At 38.0% G+C, this 25,527-nt stretch carries 19 protein-coding genes; 4 read left to right on the top strand and 15 right to left on the bottom strand.

Translation table 11 applies throughout. From position 1 onward, the window contains the following. Positions 1-172: 172 nt before the first annotated feature. From ppk2 (DN064_RS12210) to DN064_RS12175, 8 genes are all read right to left on the bottom strand, one after another. Positions 173-1,009: a polyphosphate kinase 2 gene (ppk2, locus tag DN064_RS12210; RefSeq protein ID WP_232827487.1), complete on the bottom strand. Its 837-nt coding sequence runs from the start codon at positions 1,007-1,009 to the stop codon at positions 173-175. Then, positions 1,006-1,860, bottom strand: a complete 855-nt coding sequence (gene ppk2, locus DN064_RS12205) for a polyphosphate kinase 2 (RefSeq protein WP_115462944.1) — start codon at positions 1,858-1,860, stop codon at positions 1,006-1,008. Before ppk2 (DN064_RS12205) ends, ppk2 (DN064_RS12210) begins: the two co-directional genes overlap by 4 nt. A 109-nt stretch (positions 1,861-1,969) precedes the next feature. Beyond that, the gene (locus DN064_RS12200) at positions 1,970-4,381 is read right to left on the bottom strand and encodes an alpha-ketoacid dehydrogenase subunit alpha/beta (protein ID WP_115462943.1); all 2,412 of its coding nucleotides are present in this window, start codon (positions 4,379-4,381) and stop codon (positions 1,970-1,972) included. A 150-nt stretch (positions 4,382-4,531) separates the two neighbouring features. Next, entirely contained in the window at positions 4,532-7,363 is a 2,832-nt protein-coding gene (locus tag DN064_RS12195) for a gluzincin family metallopeptidase (RefSeq protein ID WP_115462942.1), read from the bottom strand. Then, positions 7,360-8,637, bottom strand: coding sequence for a hypothetical protein (locus DN064_RS12190; RefSeq protein ID WP_157962311.1), 1,278 nt, complete (start codon positions 8,635-8,637; stop codon positions 7,360-7,362). Before DN064_RS12190 ends, DN064_RS12195 begins: the two co-directional genes overlap by 4 nt. A 4-nt stretch (positions 8,638-8,641) precedes the next feature. Then, on the bottom strand, positions 8,642-9,328 hold the full coding sequence (locus tag DN064_RS12185; protein WP_115462940.1) for an LOG family protein: 687 nt from the start codon (positions 9,326-9,328) through the stop codon (positions 8,642-8,644). A 4-nt stretch (positions 9,329-9,332) separates the two neighbouring features. Continuing rightward, on the bottom strand, positions 9,333-12,161 hold the full coding sequence (gene uvrA / locus DN064_RS12180; protein ID WP_115462939.1) for an excinuclease ABC subunit UvrA: 2,829 nt from the start codon (positions 12,159-12,161) through the stop codon (positions 9,333-9,335). A 143-nt stretch (positions 12,162-12,304) separates the two neighbouring features. Further along, positions 12,305-12,652 (bottom strand): hypothetical protein, encoded by a 348-nt coding sequence (locus DN064_RS12175; protein WP_115462938.1) that lies wholly within the window; start codon positions 12,650-12,652, stop codon positions 12,305-12,307. Between the two features lie 322 nt (positions 12,653-12,974). On the opposite strand from DN064_RS12175, the gene DN064_RS12170 reads away from it, so the two are divergent. Both DN064_RS12170 and DN064_RS14180 read left to right on the top strand, forming a co-directional pair. Further along, positions 12,975-13,499 carry a hypothetical protein gene (locus DN064_RS12170; protein WP_115462937.1) on the top strand — a complete coding sequence of 175 codons (525 nt, stop codon included), beginning with the start codon at positions 12,975-12,977 and terminating at the stop codon, positions 13,497-13,499. A 53-nt stretch (positions 13,500-13,552) separates the two neighbouring features. Beyond that, a complete protein-coding gene (locus DN064_RS14180) occupies positions 13,553-13,735 on the top strand; it encodes a hypothetical protein (RefSeq protein ID WP_157962310.1) in 183 nt (60 codons plus the stop codon). On the opposite strand, the gene DN064_RS12165 is transcribed toward DN064_RS14180, so the two are convergent. From DN064_RS12165 to DN064_RS12140, 6 genes are read right to left on the bottom strand one after another with little or no spacing between them, the layout of a single operon-like run. Then, the gene (locus DN064_RS12165) at positions 13,730-14,449 is read right to left on the bottom strand and encodes a hypothetical protein (protein WP_115462936.1); all 720 of its coding nucleotides are present in this window, start codon (positions 14,447-14,449) and stop codon (positions 13,730-13,732) included. The genes DN064_RS14180 and DN064_RS12165 overlap by 6 nt on opposite strands. Next, a complete protein-coding gene (locus DN064_RS12160; protein ID WP_115462935.1) occupies positions 14,439-15,338 on the bottom strand; it encodes an ATP-grasp domain-containing protein in 900 nt (299 codons plus the stop codon). The genes DN064_RS12165 and DN064_RS12160 overlap by 11 nt, the downstream gene beginning before the upstream one ends. Beyond that, on the bottom strand, positions 15,335-16,003 hold the full coding sequence (locus DN064_RS12155; protein ID WP_157962309.1) for a DNA alkylation repair protein: 669 nt from the start codon (positions 16,001-16,003) through the stop codon (positions 15,335-15,337). Before DN064_RS12155 ends, DN064_RS12160 begins: the two co-directional genes overlap by 4 nt. A gap of 40 nt (positions 16,004-16,043) precedes the next feature. Then, the gene (locus DN064_RS12150) at positions 16,044-19,283 is read right to left on the bottom strand and encodes a S41 family peptidase (protein ID WP_115462933.1); all 3,240 of its coding nucleotides are present in this window, start codon (positions 19,281-19,283) and stop codon (positions 16,044-16,046) included. A 54-nt stretch (positions 19,284-19,337) separates the two neighbouring features. Then, positions 19,338-21,032, bottom strand: coding sequence for a gamma-glutamyltransferase (gene ggt, locus DN064_RS12145; protein WP_115462932.1), 1,695 nt, complete (start codon positions 21,030-21,032; stop codon positions 19,338-19,340). Beyond that, entirely contained in the window at positions 21,029-21,628 is a 600-nt protein-coding gene (locus DN064_RS12140; RefSeq protein WP_115462931.1) for an acyl carrier protein phosphodiesterase, read from the bottom strand. The genes ggt and DN064_RS12140 overlap by 4 nt, the downstream gene beginning before the upstream one ends. A 68-nt stretch (positions 21,629-21,696) precedes the next feature. Here DN064_RS12140 and glmM point away from each other — a divergent pair, with 68 nt between their 5' ends. Beyond that, positions 21,697-23,085, top strand: coding sequence for a phosphoglucosamine mutase (gene glmM, locus DN064_RS12135; protein ID WP_115462930.1), 1,389 nt, complete (start codon positions 21,697-21,699; stop codon positions 23,083-23,085). A gap of 34 nt (positions 23,086-23,119) precedes the next feature. Then, entirely contained in the window at positions 23,120-24,616 is a 1,497-nt protein-coding gene (locus DN064_RS12130) for an aminotransferase class V-fold PLP-dependent enzyme (protein ID WP_115462929.1), read from the top strand. Here the strand turns inward: DN064_RS12130 and DN064_RS12125 are convergent. Next, a complete protein-coding gene (locus tag DN064_RS12125) occupies positions 24,613-25,509 on the bottom strand; it encodes a lysophospholipid acyltransferase family protein (RefSeq protein WP_115462928.1) in 897 nt (298 codons plus the stop codon). The two genes, DN064_RS12130 and DN064_RS12125, sit on opposite strands and share 4 nt — an antisense overlap. Positions 25,510-25,527 lie beyond the last annotated feature (18 nt).

Genomic DNA, 25,527 nt, shown 5'->3' with positions numbered 1-25,527 from the left:
ATCGGAATGGTTCTTTTTTCGGATATAATGACTTAATAATAAGGTTGCAAAAACTAAACCTTGAACAACAAGAATTAAAAGTGGTAAACTATGTTGGTTAAAATCGGGAAACATTGTACATAGCCCAAGTTATAAAATTATTCGAGAGCTAAATACCAATATGAATGAAAGCTTAATTTCTACCTTCTAAAATAGACTTGAAAGTATGATGTTTAATTCGTTCCAGATCTTTTACCTCGTAGGGGATTTGCTTTAAAATATATTCTAAGGCGCGTATCCTGGCAGTGGTTTTTTTATTGGCTTTTATAATTTTCCATGGTGCTGATTTTTGGGTATGGGTGAACATCAGTTCTTTAAAACTTGTGTAATCATCCCAAAGTAATAAGGCTTTCCTATCAACAGCACTATATTTCCATTTTTTAGTAGGTGATTGTACAATGTCCTTAAAACGTCTTTCCTGTTCTTTTTTGGTAATAGAAAAGTAAAGTTTTAATAGTATGATTCCCGAATCCTGAATCATTTTTTCAAACTCATTAACTTGGCCCATGAATACATCGTATTCCAATTTTGAACAGAAGCCATTTACAGGTTCAACAACAGCTCGGTTGTACCAACTTCTGTCGAAAAACACAATTTCACCATTATTTGGTAGCTGGTTTATATAGCGTTGAAAATACCATTGCCCAATCTCTGTTTCATTGGGCTTTGGAAGGGCAACAACTTTTATTGCTCTTGGTGGCAGGTGTTGAATAATTCTTCTAATGGCACCACCTTTTCCTGCTGCGTCTCGGCCTTCAAATAAGATCACTATTTTCTTGTTGTTGGTAGAAACCCATTGCTGAAGCTTCAGCATCTCCTCCTGTAATTTCTCAAGACGTTTTTCGTATTTGACATTCTTGACACCCTTTCTTATGTCGAATCGCTTAAGTCTTAATAGGGCTTCAAGTCCCTTTTTGGAATTGAGTATTTGTAGGTCTTTTGTCGAAAGGTTTAAATCACTATTCATCATCTATCGAGTTGTATGGTGTTTCTAAAATAGCGTTGCACAACATTAGGATCGGGGAGGATGGATTTGTAGTTGTTTCCTTTGTTTTCGTAATCAAAAAGGCTTAGAACATACTTGATACTTTCCAGCCGTGCTTGCTTTTTATCATTGGCTTTTATCACTACCCATGGGCTAAAAGCATTATGAGTTCGAGAAAACATCTGGTTTTTGTAGGTAGTGAAATCGTCCCACAATTCCTGTCCTTTTTCATCTACCGGACTAAACTTCCATTTCTTTAAGGGGTTATTAAGTCGTTTCTCAAATCGTCGTTGTTGCTCTTCCTTTGAAACCGAAAACCAGAACTTTATAAGAATGGTACCAGCCTCGTAAAGCATGTGCTCAAATTCAGGTACCTGAATAATAAAAGTTTGGTATTGCTCTGGTGTACAAAAGCCCATGACTGGCTCAACCACCGCTCTGTTATACCAGCTTCTGTCAAAGAAGACTATTTCACCAGCATTTGGTAGTTCTTTTATATAGCGATTGAAATACCATTGACTCTTCTCAATCTCGGTGGGTTTGTTAAGAGCCACAACCCGCATTGCTCTTGGGTTTAAATGCTCCTTAAACCGTTTAATTGTACCACCTTTACCAGAGGCATCACGTCCTTCAAAAATAATAGCAATTTTTTTGTTTTCTTTTTGCACCCAACGCTGAAATTCTACTAGTTCGGCTTGAAGCGGTAGAAGCTCATTCTCATAGATATTTTTAGTAAGTGCAGCTTTAAATGATGGGTACTCTTGTTGGTGTAGCTTCAGATAATTGACAAAATCTGACTTCTTTCTGAAAGTACTTAATAACTCTTCTGTAATCATAGGACTAACTTAGAACTGAAGAGTTAAAGTTAGGCTAAGTATTAGCTAAAACATATGACATTGGTCAGTCTAAAAAGAATGAACAAGGCACATGACCTGTTTTTTCTAATTATCTGAGAATTGGAAAATCCTCGGGATTGCTTTCTGATATGAGGTTATAAACTTCCTCAAAAATATCCTCTAAAGAAGGCTTAGAAAAATAATCACCATCTGTACCATAAGCTGGTCTATGGGCCTTAGCAGTCAATGTCCTAGGTTGACTATCAAGATACTGATAAGCGTTCTGTACATTTAATATTTGATCCAAAATATATGCTGAGGCACCACCTTTGACATCCTCATCAATTACCATTAACCTATTGGTTTTGGAAATGCTTGAAGCAATATCATGGTTTAAATCAAATGGTAGTAAGGATTGCGCGTCAATAACTTCAGCATCAATGCCAACAGCTTGCAATTCTTTGGCAGCTTCCATAACTAGGCGTAGAGTAGAACCATAAGATACAAGTGTAATATCTTCACCTTCCCTAATTGTTTCAACAACTCCTATTGGGGTTTTAAACTCTCCTAGATTAGAAGGTAGTTGTTCTTTTAGCCTGTAACCATTTAAACATTCAACGATAAGTGCCGGTTCATCACTTTCTAAAAGCGTGTTATAAAAACCAGCAGCTTTTGTCATGTCTCTAGGTACTAGTACATGGATACCTCGTATTAGATTTAATATTCCTCCCATTTGAGATCCAGAGTGCCAAATGCCTTCTAGGCGATGTCCTCTTGTTCTGACTATTACCGGAGATTTCTGGCGACCACGTGTTCTATATTGCACTGTGGCTAAATCATCACTCATGATTTGAAGCGCATACAGCAAGTAATCCAGGTACTGAATTTCAGCAATTGGGCGTAAACCGCGCATGGCCATTCCAATACCTTGCCCCAGAATGGTAGCTTCACGAATACCAGCATCCGATATGCGCAGCTCTCCAAATTTTTCTTGTAGACCTTCTAGACCCTGATTAACATCACCTATATGACCAGAATCCTCACCGAATACCAAAGCATTTGGGTGATTGTTAAAGATAGTTTCAAAGTTATCTCTTAGCACGACACGGCCATCTACCATGGGTGAGTCTTCATTATAGGTTGGCTTAACCTCGTCCTGATTTAAAGCAGATTGAGGGCCTTCACTAAATAAATGAGAGCTGTATTTGGGTTGAATCTTAGAGAAATAGTTATTTATCCAATTCTGAAGATTAGCTTTTTCTTGTGTTGTCTCCCCCAGAACATAACGTAAAGCTTTTCTACACATTGATATGATGTCGCGTCTCAGAGGTTCTTCCAATGCCTTTAAGTCGGTAATGAGCTTTCCAATAAATATACCATTAGGACTACTTGCTACTAAAGCTTCCAGTATTGCAACGGCTTCAGTACGTTCAGAAAGAATAGGATTGATAAAAGTTGACCAAGCTGCCTTTTTACCATCTCTAACCGCTTTCTTAATGTCCTTTTCAAGAATTTTTAATTCGTCTTCCGCAGCAATATTATTGTCAATAATCCATTGTCTCATTTGAGCATTACAATCATATTCTATTTCCCAGGCTAAACGATTCTTATCCTTGTAACGTTCATGAGAACCAGAGGTAGAATGACCCTGAGGTTGCGTGAGCTCCTGAACATGTATCATGACGGGCACGTGTTCTTTTCTGGCAATTTTCCCAGCTCTTTGATACACATCGATGAGCTCTGGATAATTCCATCCGTTTACTCTAAAGATCTCATACCCATTAGTATCTTTGTCTCTTTGAAATCCTTTTAGAATTTCAGATATATTTTCTTTTGTGGTTTGGTGTCTGGCGTGCACAGAAATTCCATATTCATCATCCCAAATGCTAATAACCATTGGAACTTGAAGTACTCCTGCTGCATTAATAGTCTCAAAAAATAATCCTTCACTAGTACTAGCATTTCCAATAGTACCCCAGGCCACCTCATTACCTTCTTTAGAGAATTTTTTAGAATTTGTGCTAGTTACATTTCTGTAAATCTTTGAAGCTTGGGCCAAACCAAGGAGTCTTGGCATTTGTCCAGCTGTTGGAGATATGTCGGCACTGGAATTTTTTTGAGCGGTTAAATCTTTCCAATCCCCATTTTCATCTAAACTATGTGTGGCAAAATGACCACCCATTTGCCTTCCGGCAGACATTGGTTCTTCTGATAGTTCGGTGTTGGCATACAAGCCGGCAAAGAATTGCTCGATTGTTAATTCACCAATAGCCATCATAAAAGTTTGATCTCTGTAGTACCCGGATCTAAAATCACCATTTTTAAAGGCTTTGGCCCAGGCAATTTGCGGTACTTCTTTTCCATCTCCAAAAATTCCAAACTTAGCCTTCCCAGTTAAGACCTCGCGTCTTCCAAGCAAACTACACTCGCGACTGGTTACCGCTACTTTGTAGTCCTGGAGTACTTCTTTTTTAAAGTCTTGGAATGTAATTTCTGATTTGGTATTGGAATTCGTTTTCATGTGCCGCTCTTGTGTTGCAAAATTACGGAACATGAAGGGGATTTACAAGAGTGGAGTATGTTATAAAATTGAATATATCTTAAAAAAGAAGGCGAATAATTAAATAAAATATAATTTAAAGTTAAAAATTAACATTTCAGTACGAATATGTTAATACCACTTTCGAGTGAACAAGCGTAGTAAAACTTTGGGTTCCAGGGTAAACATAAAACGTATCATTTGGCCATAATTAGGCTGTGCAATTTCCCAACCCAAGTTAGAATACACAGGAAAAAATACCTCAAAAAAGTCTTCGACTAAAACGACTCTTATACCTGTACCATAAACAACTTTAGGCCTAACACCTCGATTCTTAACAAGTCCCAGGTCACCATAAGCTTGAATGTACCTCCAAATGGAGGTGGTACCATTGACAGTTGTAATCCACTCATTGGCAAAGGCTGGTTCTAACTGAGATTTGAAACCACCTTCTGCTATGATAATCTGCTGACTAAAAAATCCTGACGCTTCTGATCTTCCTAAATAGTTCAAATCGAATAAGTAATCGGTGGGTCTATCTAAGGCAAAACTAAAATAGTCGGAGTTGGGATCGGTGTCATTATTTAAGAAGACACCAGCGAAAAATCTAATACCGTAATTACGATTGTTCTTTGAAAGATGGCGGTACTCATAATTGAATGAAAGTTTGCTAAATTCCTTTGCAACTTGAAAATCTGTAAAAAATCTGGAATAATTTATTATCCCCGGATTGGACTTTACATAGCGAAGGTTTAAAACATCATAATCAGGATCTGTCAATTTTATAACGGCATCAGGCCCCAAGTCTCTTTTGATACTGACGAGACGCAATTGAAGTATATCTCTTTTGTCTGATCTGAAATCATCGTTATCCCTAAAAATAAAACGAATTCTAGGTTGGATTGACGTAACAAATGCATCTTGTGCGAAAGACCTATAACCTCCGCCAATTCCATAGGTGATATCAAATAAATTACTATCCTCAATATTGTGGGTGTAAAACACAGAACCTCCGCCAGTTATAGTTTTTGAATTGAAGGCATACTGCGGGGCAATACTGTAATTAAGCCGTTTTTTTAAGATACTTTTATTGTAGAATCTGGCACCTAAGGTTAAACCGTCATAAATGTTGTTAAACTCAACCAAGGGCATAATAAACATTTGGTTGTAATATGGATCTTCAATATCCTTAAACAAACGCAGTTGTACAGGTTTTCTGTTGAAGAAGAATCCTTTTGTAGATCTGTAATTATCGCGTTGATTAAATTCTGGGATAATTCGTTCATGATCTAGAGCCACTCGCTCTATACTGTCATTAGGTATCGTGAGGGTTTTTAATCCCTTAAAACCATCAACCCATGTTTTACTTATTACTGAGTCATTACGCAACGTGTAAAGTTGAACAGGCACTGTATTGTTCCGCTTGTTTTTTATGGTAATTTTAATCGAATCTTCGGAAACCTCAAGGTCCTTTATCCTGAAGTCAAATTTTACCCTTGAGTCCACATATTCATCAAAAAACCAATCAATGTTTTTGGGAGTTTGCTTTTTGACGTAAGTCTCAAAGTCCTCAGAATTTAACGCTTTCAGTTGATACTCTTGAATAAAAGTTTTGAGAAGGATATCAAAATCTATGGTTTCCATATACCCTTCTAAATACTTCAATCCCAAACCAGCTTTATATTTCCCAGCAATATTGGAATTGAACTTAATGAGTGAATCTTTTGATGTAGTTAAGGGTTGATCATTATTCCTTCGTGCAATTTCCATGAAATACAGGAAGTATTGGAAATTGAAACCAAGATCGGCGGCATGAGAAGACCTTATTATAAAAGCATTGGATAAATTGCCTAGGAATTTTGAATCTGGGTGGTATTCTTCTACGTATTTGATCATAAAATAAATCTGAATACCTTCACTTAACCAATAGTCCTTTCTAGGGTTTAGAAGTAGAACGTTGTCCAAGTACTTCTCTAATGCCGTTTTTAGTAGTTTTAACTCATACTGTAATTGATTTGGGAAAGGTTGTAGAAAGTTAGGTAGTTGGTTCAACCCATACAAGGGGTTACGTTCGTAATCCAACTCGGTCACCACTAATTTTTTATGGGGATAATCACCAAGGTTTTTAGTTAGAAATCGGGTGATATTATCGGTAAGTAGAACCTTGTTTTGAGGTGATAAATTCTGTTCATAAATGTCTGATATAATTATAAAGTCGTCAGTACCAACAAAACGGTACCTTGGCACTTTAGTAATGGCCATGAAGTTATCTACTCTGTTTTTACCTTCAAATATGCTTGTTCGGGAGCCGCCTTTAGATTCATTATCTATAAGGTCTAGCTCAGTAATGATTTGGTAACTGCTTGGATGGGTGAGTTCTAGTTTGATGTCATGCATTGGAACATACAAATCAGCTAGATTTTTGTTGCTATAATAATTCCACTTTCCATTATAAACTACAGGGGTAATGTACCAATCCTTGAGGTTAAAGTCTTTGTTAAGATTAACACCATAACCCGTAAATCGTGAACTAGGGATTCGAAGAATATATTGCAAGCTAATATCATATGATTGTCCAGGTAATAAGTGAGTTTTGAGCTCAACTTTCAAAACATCGGGATGATCTTTTAAATAATGGAAGTCAAGATCATCTTGTTTCTGATTTTTAAGTGAGGTGATGACCGTAAATCCACGTTCTCTATTTTTTGCCAGATGAAAACGTGTGCTAAACTCTTCTTCAAACCTTTTGGCTAGAGGGGTGGTTTTAGTACTGTAGCTATTGTTCCAGTCACTTAAATAAATAGTTTTAAGTGTGTCTGAGGTGGTATTTTGATATTTTATACGCTGTTTGATTCTTATAGTTAAAGAATCTGGAATGAGTTCTGCTTTTATATCAATCAGGTTTTGAGTCCAAACTGAACCAAAAGAAACTATCAATAAAAGGATAAGCAGAAATCTTTTCAATGTACCACAACGAATTTTCTGGAAACCGATGGATTAGAATCCAATGTTAGAAAATATATTCCATTAGTAAGATTCTCTGTAGGGACGATGGTTGCGCCTAATTTGAGTTTTAACTCTAAAATAACGTTTTGTCCTAAGGTATTTGAAATTGTAAATGTCTCGGAAAGAAGTTCTGGCAACTGATTGAAGATTACCAGTTCTTCGTTAACTATGGTCTTTTCTAATTTTAGTTCCTCTTGCATTGCTATGTCGCTGCTAGACAATAACTCAGCATCGGAATTTAATGTTAATGTAACCGGAAGGTGATCACTAAAATTATGAAGTGCATTTCTAATTTCAGATGAGTACAAATCCCCAGCGCAATCAGAAGAATTGATACGCCTGTTATAACAGGATACAACACCATTATTGCCATATACCTGGTAGGAATCAGCTTTATAGGTCACCTCTGCAGAATTCATCATATTTTCAGAAAGCAATATAAAATCAAAACGGTCATCAAAACCGCCTGTTGCGCCTCCAAGTCCGGTTTGTGTTCTGGTAGATTGCGTAAATACATCAATAAAATTGGTGTTATTGTTCCAACTCCCAATGCGGTTCGGTGGGTCTGCAAATACAATATTATTTGAGCCATCAAGCAACTCCTGAAACGCCGATTCCGAAGCTGTATACAAATTTAAATCTCCTCCTAAAAGCACCATCGTATCTGAAGGAATTGTATTTAAATAGTTGTCTAATTCTTGAACCATTTCAAACCTAATCTGAGCATTTGTACTACCGCTAGAGGCCTTAAGATGGCACACCACCACTAAAAATTCTACAGGGTTGGTGTCTCTGTCTATGGTATTCAATTGTAGTCTGTAAACATTGAAATCGCGTATGTTAGTGGGAATTTCATCCTGATCTATTAAAACAAATTTCGTGGAGTTATAATACAATTGATTTTGGAGTTCATTTTCATTGCCCGAAAGATCATCTGATGTATTATTGACATAGTTGGCCATGGCAAACTTGTCTGAGACCGAATTTTGTAATAAATCAAGTACGGTATTAGCTCCGGATTCATTGTTAAGCTCACATGCTAAAAATAAATCGGGGAGGTAATCGCTTAGGATTAATTGCAGATCTTGTTCCCTGTTTTCAACTGCATCCTCCTCAGGATAATTAAGTAAGTTGTAAAACATTACTTTAAACTCCGTTTGTCCTGAGAGCAATAAAGGAAAAAAACAAATCCAAATAAGTATAGCAAAGTTCTTAAGCAAAGGTAATCGCATGATTTTAGAAATTTGGGCTAAGGGCATATTGGGTATAGAAACCGTCCAATATCTTAATAACTTCATCAGCAGTATCAACCAGATGAATGAGATCTAAGTCCTTTGGACTTATATTGCCTTCATCAACCAAGGTAGATTTAATCCAATCAATCATGCCACCCCAGAATTTGCTTCCCACTAATATAATTGGGAAGGTTTCAATTTTGTGGGTCTGAATTAATGTTAGTGCCTCAAACAGTTCATCTAAAGTCCCGAAACCACCTGGCATGACCACAAACCCTTGACTATACTTGACAAACATTACCTTACGAACAAAAAAGTAATCAAAATCAAGCACCTTGTCTGGGTCAATATATGGATTATCGTGTTGTTCAAAAGGCAATTCAATATTGAGCCCAACCGAAGTTCCTCCTGCATTATGAGCACCCTTATTTCCGGCCTCCATGATTCCTGGTCCACCTCCAGTAATGACCCCGTAGCCATGATCCACAATTTTTTCTGCTACATCTACAGCTAACTGGTAATATGGATGATCAGGCTTTGTCCTGGCAGAACCAAATATGGAAACACAAGGGCCAATTTTACTCATGGACTCAAAGCCATTTACAAATTCTCCCATGATTTTAAATATGGCCCAGGAATCATTGGTTTTTATCTCATTCCAGCTTTTTAATTTTGATTGCTTTCTCATGACTTTAGTTCAGTTCTTTATTTAGAAATTTGGCAGTATAACTTTTTTTATCCTTGATGAGCTGCTCAGGTGTTCCCTTAGCAACTATTTCGCCACCACCTTTGCCACCTTCGTATCCTATATCAATTATATAATCTACCATTTTTATTACATCAAGGTTATGCTCGATAATTAATACGGTATTGCCTTTGTCTGCTAATTTATTAAGTACTTTCATTAGAACATTAATGTCTTCAAAATGGAGACCTGTAGTTGGCTCGTCTAAAATATAGAAAGTATTTCCCGTATCACGCTTGCTTAGCTCTGTGGCAAGCTTAATTCGTTGCGCCTCACCACCAGAAAGTGTGGTGCTTTGCTGGCCTAGGGTAATGTAGCCTAAACCAACATCTTCTATGGTTTTCAACTTTCGATAAATTTTAGGAATGTGTTCAAAAAATACAACGGCCTCTTCAATGGTCATATTCAGGACGTCACTTATGGACTTTCCTTTATAGCGTATTTCCAGAGTTTCTCTGTTAAAACGTTTTCCTTGACAGGTTTCGCATTCTACGTAAACGTCTGGTAAAAAGTTCATTTCAATGACTTTTAGCCCACCACCTTGACAGGTTTCACATCGCCCTCCAGCGACATTAAAGCTAAACCTACCGGGTTTGTAGCCTCTAATCATGGCTTCCGGTATTTTAGAAAATAAGCTTCTAATCTCACTAAATACACCTGTATACGTAGCAGGATTACTTCTTGGTGTCCGTCCAATGGGAGATTGATTAATATCAATGACCTTGTCTATATGTTCTAATCCTTTAATGCTTTTATAGGGCATTGGTTTTTTAACACCATTGAAATAATGTGCATTAAGAATGGGGTAGAGGGTTTCGTTAATTAATGTAGATTTACCACTCCCCGAAACGCCAGTTACACCTATCATTTTCCCAAGAGGAAATTTTACCGAGACATTTTTTAAGTTGTTTCCGGTGCAACCTTTTAATTCAAGGAACTTACCATTTCCTTTTCTTCTGGACTTAGGAATCGCAATCTCTTTTTTTCCATTTAAATAATCCGCAGTTAGCGTATCGTGCTCTAACAACTTTTTTGGCGGACCTTCACTTATTATTTCGCCACCGTGGTTTCCTGCTAGTGGGCCAATATCAATAACATGATCTGAGCGTTCAATCATATCTTTATCGTGTTCCACAACAATTATTGAATTGCCAACATCTCTCAGGGAAATGAGGGAGTTGATTAGCTTTTCGTTGTCTCTTTGGTGTAATCCAATACTAGGTTCATCAAGAATGTATAGTACCCCTACTAATTGAGATCCAATTTGAGTAGCCAATCGTATCCGCTGTGCCTCACCTCCAGATAGGGATTTAGAACTTCGATTCAGTGTTAGGTAATTGAGGCCAACATCTAATAAAAATTGGATCCTACTTTTTATTTCTTTTAATACCTCTAATGAAATCTGCAATTGTTTGTCACTAAGCTCTTTATCTAAGCCTAAGACCCAATCATATAATTCTGAAATATCAAAATTGATGACATCTGCAATGGTTTTACCAGCGACTTTAAAATGTAAAGATTCTTTTTTTAATCTGGATCCGCCGCACTCATTACAAGCTACCTTGTCCATGTATTCTCTTGCCCATCTGACCAAGGATGTAGAATCCGATTTTTGTTGATTTTTAATGAAGTTTGCCACGCCTTCAAAATCTATTTGATAATCTCGCGTAACCCCTAATAACTTACTCTCGACAGAAAACTTATCCTTTCCTCCATACAGGATGACGTGCTGAGCGTCTTTTGGAATTTTTTTCCATGGATCATTAAGGCTAAAGTCATAGCGCTGTGCAACTGTTTCAAACTGCTTAAAAATCCAGCTCTTCTTTTGAGCTCCATGAGGAGCTATGGCGCCATTTGCAATTGAGAGGTTTGTATCTGGAATTATTTTATCAACATTCACTTCATATACCTCGCCAATTCCATTACACTTAGGGCAGGCTCCCTTTGGTGAATTAAAAGAGAAGTTATTAGGTTCTGGATTAGGGTAGGAGATCCCTGAGGACGGGCACATCAGATTCCGACTAAAAAAGCGAACTTTTTGCGTGTCTTGGTCTAATACCATTAAGATATCGTTTCCATGATACATGGCCGTATTAATGGATTCTAGTAAGCGTTTTGTTGTATTCTCAGAATTTTCAACAACTAGGCGATCAATAACTATTTCAATATCATGTGTTTTGTACCGGTCCAGTTTCATCCCTTTTTCAAGATCAACCGTAACCCCATCTGTTCTAACTTTAACAAACCCTTGCTTTGCAATTTGCTCAAACAATTCGCGGTAATGACCTTTTCTAGAACGCACAACGGGTGCCAGGATGTTGATCCGTTGACCTTCAAAATCTCTAAGGATTAAATCCTTAATCTGGTCATCTGAATAACTAACCATTTTCTCCCCTGTATTATAGCTATAGGCATCACTGGCTCTCGCGTAAAGTAGTCTGAAAAAATCATAGATCTCGGTAATGGTACCAACAGTGGATCGTGGAGACCTGCTTGTTGTTTTCTGCTCAATAGCAATAACTGGAGAAAGACCATCAATCTTATCCACATCAGGTCGTTCTAGATTTCCAAGAAATTGACGGGCATAGGCCGAAAAAGTTTCAATATAGCGCCGTTGTCCTTCGGCGTATATGGTATCGAAAGCTAAAGAGGATTTACCACTTCCTGACAAACCAGTAATAACAACCAATTTATCTCTGGGAATGGAAACATCAATGTCTTTGAGATTGTGCACTCGAGCACCCTTTACCTCAATAGATTCATCATGTGAAATCATAACAATTTATCAGCTGATGGAACAATTTTGCAAAGCTGTAAAGGTACGATTTTAAAGAACAAAGTTGACTCGCAACCAGCTGAATAAAAAATAATGCTCAGCAAAAGCTGAGCATTATAAAACTATTAAAAATTCAAGAATATTTACTTACCCATAAGCTCCTCAGAATCTAAAGCCTTAGAATAATTTGCTTTAACAGATGTTAAATAACCGAAGAATTTTGAGCCATCTTTTTTCTTTAATATCACATAAACATCTCCTGAATCTTCAGTTACAACTTCGTCGATTATGACTTCATTGCCATAGACGCTTTTGTAATTGGCCAATTTACCTCGTTTTACTAATGTATTAAGTTTTGGAAAATCAATATAGCGATATTGTGTAGAATTTGGATTGTTAATAATCAATTCTTGGCCCACAGTTGGATTTTGACCAGAACTAACATTAATTGAGAATATAAAAATTATTAGAGTTAAAATTACATTTTTCATAATTTATAAAACTTAAAATGAGAATACTGTAAAATTATTGAAAATAATAGAATTATTATAAGTTGTTTTGATTTTTTTAGAGCAGAATAAACCTCTTATTACTGAAGAGATTTAGTTTTTTACTTTTATAAATTGAATCTCAATTTAGCACATCTTAATAATTGAATTAAGCCAACATCCAATTACTAGTATATCATTTAAAGTGTTGTTAATGTTATAAAAACATTTTAATTCAACAAGAGAGTTTTAAGATAGAATTTGGTAAAATATGTATGGCTAATTTTTATTAATCTTTATTTTAGAACAACCAAAAAAGAATACAATGAAATTATTAGGAATAGGATCACGAATTAATCATAAGGAATATGGCAAAGGCGTCGTCACAAACGTTACTTCAAGACATTATTGGGTCACCTTTATTGATGGCGGATTAGAGACACTGGAACTTGATGATACTTTTGAAGTTATTGAAGCTGCAGAAGACGAAGTAGACACAGTTAGCTTTTATGAGGTTGAAAAGAGCTTACGCGATATTTTGAAAAAATGGTCAGACGTTAGTGAAGTTATTTCCATTGCGGATAAATGGAAGGGTGGAAAGATAATTCTGGAACCTGGCGACCCCAATCTTCAGAATAAGGAAATGCCCATAGACACCTTTTTCCACAAGATAACTATGGTTAGAGATCGCCTAAGGGTTATGGAGCAGAAAATTAATTCTAGTGATCTTGATGAACAATCAAAGATTGACCTCCAGCAATACATCACTAGAAGTTACGGGAGCTTAACTAGCTTTAATATTCTGTTTAAGTTGAAAACGCAACAATTCGTCGGTCAGCGAAGTAAATAGCAGACAATCAGTCATATATTACTATATGGAGCCATGTTTGATAGATATTATATGTGAAGTTATTTATTAAACGATTCCTTAACCTGTTAAAGCTCATACTAGTTGCCTGGATGCTCGGTGTTTCCAATGTAGTTTTAGAAGAGGACCGAATGGTTCATGATACAAGGCTTAAAATTGAGTATCAGGAAGAATATTCTGATTCTGATCTAAACGAAGATGACACCATCAGTCTATAAGTTTAGCCCTTTTACGTCACCCATGTCAAGACCGAGAAAAAGTAATTTATGGAAGGTGGGTAATTGCGCCCCACTTTCGGAAGTAATCCAACCTTCCCATGAGGCCTCTAAACCATCAATAGGCAGTATACTTACCCACATCTGGTAGCTTTTAGGCTTGCCATCTGTATCTAAATGCCAAAGGTAAGAGTCGCCAGGTGTTGTACCACCGCTGGTATAGGTGACTAAAAGCGCCTCTTGGCCTTCTTCAGTGATAACCAGGCGTCGTTCCACACCTGAATCAAACACCTTATAGGGGGCTACCAACCAAAAAGAATCATTGTTAAAGTACGCTTCTGCCTTATGAATATAATCGTGCTTTTCAATCCCATTATACTCTGTGCCCGCAACAAATACTTTTGAGTCATCATGGTCCTTTAAATCCAGGATGACGGTAAAATCATCCCAGGAAACCTCACAGCTAGCCTCAGACTTATACCATTTGTAATTGTGAATACCTTTAAAGGTCCATTCTAAATAATCGGTGTTGAGATAGGCAGTTTCATTAAGCGATTTTAGCATCTTGGTAGCTAATTGATCCGCTTCTGGACCTTGTTTTCCTTCAGGCAAAGGGGTGTTGTACTTCAAATACATAAAACCAAAAAGGAGTAAGGTTGGTAGCGTAAAGAATACAATAAGTCCTCCAATTATTTTAAGGATACGTTTAAGTTTCATCAATCAAGTTTTTTAAGTGTTTGGCCAAAACTTCGGCTGCTGAAGGCATTAATCGGAACCATAATTCAGGTTCAATAAGTTCCAGTTCTCCCAATGCTAAATTATGATTATTGTCGTAAAAGATATCAACTCGAGCGTAAACTGGAAGCTCAGGACATTGAGTTATAGTATTCTGTGCAAATTCTACTTCTTGTTGGGATGGGGTGTATTGGTGAACAGTACCTCCAAAGTCATCTTGTACCCTAAAATCACCAGACTTAACTTTTTTAAGTACGGCATGAGTGAATTCTCCATTAAATAACATCAAGGAAAGTTCTCCCTGATCCACAATGTTTTGCTGAAAAACCTGAATCATCATATCTTCATCTGAGATCAACGACTTGTAGATAGCTTCGTGCTTTACTAGGTTATCTGAGTTCAAGAGGTAGGTGTGTCTTCCTGCACCAGAAACGCATGGTTTTAGTACCGTCTTATTCCATTTTTGATCTAAATGAATTTCATGAAGAGTTCGGGTATCGCCCTTTTTGATGAAAATGGTATCTGGAATATGCACTCCTTTAGCCGATAAATCATTTAGATAATGCTTGTCTATGTTCCAATGAATCAGTTCTCTTGAGTTGATAAGTTTGGTTTGAGTCTTGACCTTATTCAGCCAGCCTGAGAATTCTTTAAAGCGATCAAAATAATCCCAGGTACTTCTAAACAGAATACACTTGGTCTGAGACCAGTCCACTGTTTCATCATCCCAAGCTCTTCTGGTAACCTGAAGGCCCAATTTCTGACTAGCTTTTAATACAAGCTCATCTTCGTAAAATACATTGTGCTTGTAGGGGTCGTTGCTGTCCTCTAAATAGCGATGGTCCGTTAGTATGATAAGGTCGTAGGTCATATAAGTCTTCTAATGGCTTCTTTTTTACTTAGTGGTTTAAGTGGAGTCTTGTCAACAAAGTCTAATACCGCAGTAGGATTGACCTTGGCATATTCTCTTAAAGCCCAACCAATAGCTTTTTGAATAAAAAACTCCTTTGATTCTTTATGCTGTTCACAAAGGGCGAACAGCAAGTCAGCATTTGTTTGATTCTTATATCCCAATTGAAACAAAATAGCCGATCTATTAAGCCACATATTGGTACTGTTGGCATATTCCTGAATTGTTGGTAGCGTTTCTTTGGGGTGTTCTAACAAATACTGACCATAGATGTGCTTGGCTATAAAATCAACAGAATCCCAGTGGGAATGCGTTGTAATCAAAAAGCTGATGGTGTTAATATCTGTGACTTGATAATGCTTTTTCTTAAATCGGGAATACACTTCCATGGCACAGTAGTGGAACTCCCGTTCAGTCAATGAGTAGAGCGATTTAGTTATGGGATCAATATGGTTAATTAATTCAGTTTTGTGAGAATTGACCAGTGGTTTTAAGATCAATTTACGATCCGGAGATTTAATTCCTAGAAATTGAAACTTATGTTTCATATAAGCCTTTATTGGCTCTGCATTCTTGGGATTAGCGGCAGATGGGAGTTGTATTTGTAATTCTTGTAAAAAGTCCATCTCAAAAAATAACCCTGAAGTTATATTCAGGGTTAAACTGTTAATCGTTTTTATACCCTTCAGGGCGTTTCCATCGAATTGGTGCTGCTGGCTCTGGTTGCAACTCAAACTCATTACCATTAAGTAATCGTAAGGCTTCATTGACCGCTTTCTCCAATTGAGGATCCTTGCCCTGAATGACGGATTTAGGATCTTGAATAACTTCAATGTCTGGGGCTACACCCTCGCCTTCAACAGCCCACTTACCATCTACATCATAAAAACCACCTCTTGGCGCTACCATGCGACCACCATCTATAAATCGCGGAGTGTCCCAGGTCCCTACTAATCCTCCCCAAGTTTTGGTGCCAACAAGTGGTCCAATCCCTTTCATTTTAAACATATAGGGTAGGAGGTCACCACCAGATCCAGCACGTTCATTAATGATCATCACCTTAGGTCCCCAAATTCCAGCCATTGGCGTTGTCCAGGGTCTGTTGTCATTAGCCTTGGAATTGAAATAGCCAAATAATTCTCTGGACATAATATCAATCATATAATCGGCAGCTGAACCCCCACCATTGTTTCGTTCGTCTATAACTGCACCTTTCTTCTCTTGCTGTGAAAAATAGTATCGGTTAAAGGAAGTAAAGCCACCACCTCCCGTGTTAGGTACATACACATAGGCTAGTTTACCATTAGATAATTCGTCCACTTTTCTGCGATTTCCTTCCACCCAGTCAATACTCCTGAGTTGACGCTCGCTTCGTACAGGTTTAATTAAAACATCCCTTCCTCCAGACATGGAAGCTTTTGAATTAACAGAAACTGTAATCTCACGTCCAGCTGTTTGTTCCAGTAGTTCATAAGGATTGGTTTCGTCTGTTAATTCAACACCATTTATGGCAACCAAATAGTCACCCTCATTAATGTTTAAACCAGGCATAGCCAAAGGGGCATCCACACCAGGATTCCAGCGTTCACCAGAATATATTTTTGTGATTTTATATCTTCCATTGGAAGTCTCTAAATCTGCGCCTAACAAACCAACTGGCACAAAGTCTACATCTGGAAAATCTCCGCCAGAGACATAGGAATGCCCTACAGCAACTTCTCCGCTCATAATATCTACAACATAATTGAGATCGGTTCTATGTCTCACATGATCAATCCAAGGTGCATACCAGGAATACACCTCATCCCACGGTGCTCCGTGTACGTTGTCTACATATAAGAAGTCGCGCATGTATCGCCATCCTTCTTTAAAAATTTGATGTGCTTCTGCTTTTTGATCTAGTTTTATCTTGGCATTAACCTTTAAAATATCCTTACCAGGTTTTGGGCCAGCTTTGGTCCCGGTCATAACCCATTTACCACCTTGATTTAGAAGGACTGTTTTTCTATCGCTAGAAGCCACCATTTGCGAGACACTTCTAGCGAAGTCAGATGGTTTTTCTTTTTCAACGTCGTAAAGGTGAACCTTAAATCCGTTTTCATTCGGAATGGCTTCTGCAATAAAAACTTTATGCTTTGGACCTTTTAGTAAGGCGGCATAGTTTCTACTTGGTAAATCTAAAGCTACGGCTCGATCAAAAATGCCGTTTTCATCTATGGTTACACTTACGCCTGAACCTTCTTTTTTATCATCTTTCTTATCATCCTTAGTGTCTTTCTTTATTTCTTCCATATCATTCTTAGGAAGATTCGGTGCCTTATCTGAAGAATTTAAGACAATGGCGTACAGGCTTCGAGTTACTTGAGGATCATAAGAACTCATGTCTAACCATCCCGTTTGCAGGCCATAATTGGTGCTTGCAAGTGTGTATAGATATTTCCCAGATTCATCCCATACGGGTGTAATGGCATCGGCAATAGGATCCGTGAGCTGAAGCGTCTTACCGCTATCTATATTGTATGCAAAAATGGATTTAAAATGACTCTCTTGCTGTTTGGCGTAGGCTATCCATTTACTATCTGGTGACCATTCAGGATTCATTGATCGATTAGGGTGGGCATAACGATCTGTGGCTACTATTTTGGCGGATTTTACACTTAAGTTAACCACCCAGATGTTGTAATGCGTATCAGTGTAGGCGATATGAGTACCGTCAGGTGACCAATCTGGTTGAAAGTAAAACGTAGGCTCTGGTAGTGCTATGTATTGCTGATTACTTCCGTCCTGGTTGGCAATCACCAATTGGTATTCTCCACTTTTATCTGAAAACCAGGCTACCTTATCACCCTTAGGAGACCAAATGGGACTTCGGTCTGCTACACCTGGTGTATTGGTTAAATTCATCCAAGTACCGTTTTCTTTTGGAATGGTGAATATTTCCCCTCTATGTTCAAAAATGGCTCGCTTGCCATTTGGTGAAACATTGGGGTTGCTCAATTGTCTAGCAGAAACATCTTCCCAACGGTTTCTGTAAAAACTAAGATCCCCTTTTACGGTGATATTAAGTTGCTTAGTTGCGTTGTTTGATGGGTTATATACATGCAAATAACCGCCTTGTTCATATACTATTTGATCGGCGCTAGCATCAAGACTTTTAACATCGAATTTTTTATGAAAGGTGATTTGTTTTTCAGCCTTTGATTCGGGATCAAATGACCAGATATTCATAGTGTAATCTCGTTCAGATAGGTAATACACCACCCCATTTAGCCAAACAGGGTCCATATGACGCTCCCCATCAGCTTGATTGGTTCTAATCAGGTCTTTGGTTTTCATATTCACGATCCAAATTGGCATGGCTTGACCACCTCTATAGTTTCTCCATTCTTCATCCCAACCAGTAATGGGGGTGTAAGCTACATGAGACCCGTCTTTGGAGAGTTCCCCATAAGCAGCTCTTGGGATACCCAAGGAAACTGGAAGACCTCCATCTACAGAAACTGTATAGAACTTATTGGTTTGGGTGGGTCTGCTCTCGCGACCAGAGCGAAATAAAACCTTCCCATCGGGCGTCCAACCCTGAACAAAATCTCCACCTGGATGGTAGGTTAATCGCTTGGGTTCTCCACCTTCAGAAGGCATGACGTAAACATCAACGTTGCCATCGTATTGCGCAGTAAACGCTATCATTTTCCCATCATGAGAGAAATGAGGACTTGATTCATAACCATCATCACTGGTTAGTCTAATGGCGGTTCCTCTAGATACCGAAGCTTTCCAAAGATCATTGGCATAAACAAAAACAACGTCATTACCATGCAGTGTTGGTTGTCTTAGAAGTTGAGTACCTTGACTCAAGGATAAAAGGGTAACAAACATTGCACCCAGGGAGAACAAGTATTTCATGAGATTTAAAAAATTTGGTCGATTATTAAATCGAACATTAAATATACGAATAAGTTAAAAGCCCACAGCGGTATCATCACCTCTTGGGTCAGCACCTCCCTCATAAGCACCGTCGTCCAATTTAAGGATGCCATCCACACGTCCAAGATCCCTGATACGATTAAGATCAATGGGGTATCCTTTGGCTCTAAGACTATCAATCATAGCCTTAGAAAAGGTAGTAGTTTCTATTCTTATTTCATCGGGTAACCATTGGTTGTGGAACCTCGGAGCGGATACTGCCTGCTGCATGGTCATGTTGTACTCATGCACATTTAAGATAGTTTGTAATACCGATGTGATGATGGTCGAACCTCCAGGTGTGCCCACACTCATCCAAAACTCACCTTCGCGCTCAATAATGGTCGGTGTCATTGAGGATAACATGCGTTTTTCGCCTTCAATGCTATTAGCTTCGGCACCAATGAGGCCATAATAATTAGGTTCTCCAGGTTTACTGCTAAAGTCGTCCATTTGATTATTGAGGAAAAACCCAAACTCATCTACAAAGAGTTTGGAGCCATAACTTCCATTTAAGGTAGTGGTTACTGCTAGGGCATTGCCATAGGGATCAACGATAGAGTAGTGGGTAGTCTCCTCACTTTCATAACCTGCTATGGCACCATGTGCTATGTCATTTACGGGAGTAGCCTGCTCGAATGAAAAATCTTCCATACGTTTTTGTAGGTAAGACGCACTAGTCATTTCTTTAACTGGAATATCAATAAAATCAGGATCTCCAAGGAAAAAATTTCTATCGGCATAAGTACGTTTTTCAGCTTCCGTGATGACCTGTACGGCCTTCAAAGAATTATGGTCATACTTATCGAGGTCAAAGGGTTCAATCATACCCATCAGTTGCTGAAGGCATATGCCACCCGATGAAGGTGGAGACATGGAAATGACTTTCAGATTGTCATACTCAAATTCAACAGGATCTCGCCAAACGGCATCATATTCCATAAGATCTTCCAGGGTTATAATACCTCCATTCGATTGAACTCGATCTACAATGGCCTCCCCAATAGTACCTGAATAGAAGGCATCAGCACCTTCACTAATTAACAATTTTAATGCTTCTGCAAGATCAGGGTTTGCTAATACATCTCCAGCTTTTGTTTGAGAGCCAAATAGGATGTCTTTGCCATTAACTACTTTAAAAATACTATCATAAGAATTGAATCGTGCTTGTTGTTTTTCAGTAATTGAAAAACCGTTCTCGGCAAGCGCAATCACAGGTGTTATGACCTCCTCGACACTTAGCTTACCATAGCGCTTATGCGCTTTAAAAATTCCAGCAATTGTTCCTGGTACGCCAATGGCATAAGCTCCAATAGTGCTTTTTCCTTTAATGATTTGTCCAAGTGAATCTAAATACATGTCTTTTTCAGCTGCTCTCGGTGCTTTCTCTCTATAGTCCAATGCTCCTGTTTCACCATTGGCCATTCTAAAAACAAGGAAACCTCCACCACCAATATTACCAGCTGAGGGATGTACTACCGCCAAAGCTAATTCTGTTGCCATCATTGCGTCAAAGGCGTTTCCTCCCTTTTTCATAATCTCAACTCCAATCTTTGAGGCCTCTTCTCTGGCACTGACCACCATGGCACTTTCTGCTATAACCCCGAAATCATCTTTGGACCGGCTGTCACAATTGAAAATCGTTAATAAGATTGTACAGAGGAAGAGTTTTAAAATTGTTGTTCTCATAAGTAGTGTGCTTCTAATTCTTTAAGATGGTTATTTGAAAATATTTCTAGTTCTTTAAAAAAAGGGGTGAAGTCCTTTTGGAATTCTGAATAGTATTCTACTAAATCCTCTGCTGCCAAGGACATTTTAGATTTCATTTGCGTTCTGCGGTCCATGCCTCCCAAAACAGAGGCTATACCTTCCAATTCGGCATAACCTTCTAGCCAATTTCCTGAAATCATGTAAGGGGTCAAGTTTTGAAACTTAGGAGGTAATAAGGACAGATTTGCATTGACTAAATTGTAAAAATCTTGTACGAAGCTATTAAGAGGTTCCTTTGAATAATCCGTCCAGTTTTTGGCTAGAAAATGATCGTAAAAAATATCAACGATGACTCTGGCGTAATGACTGTATTTACTGTATAGCCTTCTGCTACTTTTCTTGAAAAGTGGATGTTCATCTGTAAAGGTATCAATGGCTCTGTGCAGTAAAATACCAACCTGCATTTCAAGAGGGTAGTTTAGATAATCTTTTCCTCTCACGCCATCTGCAGAAAAATTTCCAAGTTTAACAAGGTCTCTGGAACCAGACAAGTAGATATGAGCCAGAAAATTCATAGGTCGAATTTACAAATTCGTAATCACAATACAGGACGAACTAATTATATTTGCCAAAATTGATTTTTATGACTTTAATCAAATCTATATCTGGGATTCGAGGTACAATCGGTGGTTCAGTGGGGGATAATTTAACACCCATTGATGCGGTTAAGTTTGCAGCTGCCTATGGTACATGGCTAAAGCAATACAGGCAAAAGGATAATTACAGAGTTGTAGTTGGTCGTGATGCCAGGATTTCTGGTGAAATGATTCAAAATTTGGTAATGAATACCTTAGTTGGAATGGGAATTCACGTGGTTGACCTTGGCTTATCAACAACCCCAACAGTTGAAGTTGCTGTTCCAATGGAGCATGCTGACGGTGGTATTATTCTAACTGCCAGTCATAATCCAAAACAATGGAATGCATTGAAGCTATTAAATGAAAAGGGGGAATTTCTTGATGGTAAGGCAGGTGAGGCCATTCTAAAGATAGCTGAACAAGATGCTTCGGAGTTTTCAGAAGTGGATAATTTAGGTAAGATTACGACAAATGCAGCTTACATAGATATGCATATAGATGAGGTATTGAAACTACCTTTAGTAAACGCTAAAGCCATCGATAAGGCCAATTTAAAAGTAGTTTTTGACGGTGTTAATTCTACTGGTGGGATTGCAGTGCCTTTGTTACTAGATCGGTTAGGAGTGCATTGTGTTAAATTGTATTGTAACCCTACGGGTGATTTTCCACACAATCCAGAACCCTTAAAAGAACATCTTGGCGATTTGTCAGAAGCCGTTATAAAAGAAGGAGCAGATTTTGGTATTGTAGTGGACCCTGACGTGGATCGATTGGCATTTATGGATGAAAAGGGCGACATGTTTGGGGAAGAGTATACACTGGTAGCATGTGCTGATTATGTATTGAGTAAAATTCCAGGAAATACGGTTTCGAATATGAGTTCAACACGAGCGTTGAAGGATGTGACCGAGTCTCACGGTGGTTCTTATACAGCAAGTGCTGTAGGGGAAGTCAACGTGGTTAAAATGATGAAGGATACTAACGCTGTTATAGGTGGTGAGGGTAATGGAGGTATTATTTATCCGGATTTACATTATGGAAGAGATGCCTTAGTGGGTATAGCTTTGTTTTTGAGTTTACTAGCTGAAAAGAAAATGTCTGTTAGCGAGCTTAAAGCTTCTTATCCCTTGTACTTTATGAGCAAGAAAAAGATTCAGCTGATTCCAAACCTAGATGTTGATGCTATTTTAAAAGAAATGGCTAAAGCCTATGAATCGTCTAATCCTTCAACAATTGATGGGGTTAAGATTGATTTTGAAGACTCTTGGGTGCATTTAAGAAAAAGCAATACTGAACCCATTATTCGTATATATACGGAGGCAGGAAGCCAGATGGAAGCAGATACCTTAGCAGATAAAATTATTTCTGAAATCAAGGCGGTATCTGAGAATTAGTATCTTTGCCAAGCAACAAAATCTATAAAGTTTGATGCCCAAGAAAGACCATACAGGAACTGTTAGTTTGGAGCAGTATTTTGATAAATTCCGCAGAAATATTATCGGTCAGGAACAGGAATTTCAATCGCCCTACGGCAATAAGCGTATTATTTACACAGACTGGACAGCGTCTGGTCGTTTATATGGTCCTATTGAGGAAAAATTATTGAAGGATTTTGGACCGTTTGTAGCTAATACACATACTGAGACTACAGTATCAGGTACGGCAATGACCAAAGCTTATCATAGGGCAAAAGATATTATTAAAAATCATGTCAACTGTAATGAGGATGATGTTTTAATCGTCTCCGGAAACGGTATGACTGGCGTTGTTAATAAGTTCCAGCGTATACTAGGTCTTAAAGTTCCAGAGAATTTACGCCAATACACTAATATCCCTGATGACCTAAGGCCTGTGGTGTTTGTGACACATATGGAGCATCATTCCAATCAAACATCCTGGTTAGAAACGATTGCCACAGTAGAAGTCATTCCTCCTGGGAAAGAAGGATTGTTCTCTTTAGATCAATTGGAAACGCTTCTAGAGACCTACAAAGAGCGGCCGCTAAAAATTGCGTCGGTAATTGGGGGATCTAATGTAACTGGAATTCAAACTCCATATCATGATATCGCCAAACTAATGCATCAACATGGTGGCGTGTGTTTTGTGGATTTTGCTTGTTCTGCGCCTTATGTCAACATCAACATGCATCCTGAAGATCCAGAGGCTTATTTGGATGCTATATTCTTTTCGCCACATAAATTTTTAGGTGGACCAGGAACGTCTGGAGTGCTTGTGTTTAACAAGAAGCTTTACAACAATATGATTCCTGATTGTCCAGGTGGTGGTACCGTTAGTTGGACTAATCCCTGGGGAGAACATAAGTACATTGACAATATTGAGGAACGTGAGGATGGGGGTACACCAGGTTTTCTTCAAACCATTAAGACTGCTCTTGCCATCAAGCTTAAAGAGCAAATGGGTGTCGACAATATTCTGGAGCGCGAACATGAATTGGTTCATTACATTTTTAGCAGATTAGAAACTGTAGAAAATCTTCATATTCTTGCTAAACAACACAAAGATCGACTTGGAGTTATTTCTTTTTATATAGACGATCTTCATTACAATTTAGCAGTAAAACTACTTAATGATCGTTTTGGTATTCAAACGCGTGGAGGCTGCAGTTGTGCTGGTACGTATGGACACTACTTGCTTCATGTGGATTATGAAACATCCCATGAGTTAACAAAAGAAATTTCGATAGGAGATCTTGTTAGAAAACCAGGTTGGATTCGTATGTCTATTCATCCCACCACAACAGATGAAGAAATTAAGTTCGTTTGCGATAGTTTAATTGAGTTGGCCCAACACCACAAACTTTGGGCTGAGGATTATCAGTACGATCCTAAATCAAATGAGTTCATCTATCAGACCACTGAACTAGTTGAGGAAAATAAGTTGGTGGATTCTTGGTTTGAGTTTTAATTGTTTACCAACTTTTTGGGAGCTTTATCTCGGTGTTTCCAGCGTTTGTGCGTCCACAAATAATATTCGGGTTGTTTATTAATTTGATCTTCAAGTAAATCGAAGTAACTGTCCGTAATCTTGTAATTATCAACTTCTTTCGGGTGTTCCGTTAACACTTTAAATGACGCTTTATAAAATCCACGTTTAAAACGGTTTACGTTCATAAATACAACAGCAAGGTCAAAACGCTTGGCTAGTGTTTCAGCACCTGTATACATGGGTACATTAATACCCAAAAATGTGTTCCAGTAAAGATTTTTCCCCATCATTGGCGATTGGTCTGCTGCAAATCCATAGATGGCTTTCTCATTTTGTTTTTGCACACCACTCATTACCTTATAGGTATCATTCATGGTCATTAAGTAACTATTATGACGAGCTCTAATACGCTTGACTAATCGATCAAAGTATTTATTACTAAGCTGCTTATAAACGGCGTAACCGGAGTACTTAACATGTAATTGTAACGAAAAGATCCATTCCCAGCTTGCATAGTGGCCACAAAGTAGTACAATGCTTCTGTTTTTGGTTTCCAGGTCCTTTATGAGTTCTAAATTTTCATAGGAAAATCGCTTCTTCAATTCTTCCTTAGATATGGTCATGGATTTGATGGTTTCCATAATCATATCACATAAAAAATGATAAAACTTGCGGATAATGCTATTTATTTCTTGTTCAGACTTGTCTGGAAATACCATCTTTAAATTTGCTTTTACAGTAGAAACTCGGTAGTTACCAATCCTATAGATTACGAGGTATAAGAAATCTGAAATGATGTACAGCAACCTGAAGGGGAGTATGGAAATACACCAAAGAATAGGATAAACAAGTATATAAACAATAAGTTGCATTAAACTATGTTAATTTTG

Origin of the sequence: Winogradskyella aurantiaca (assembly GCF_003362725.1) — a bacterium.
Lineage (GTDB): Bacteria > Bacteroidota > Bacteroidia > Flavobacteriales > Flavobacteriaceae > Winogradskyella_A > Winogradskyella_A aurantiaca.
The sequence above is the reverse complement of the archived record's forward strand: the minus strand, read 5'-3'. Positions and strand labels throughout refer to the sequence as shown.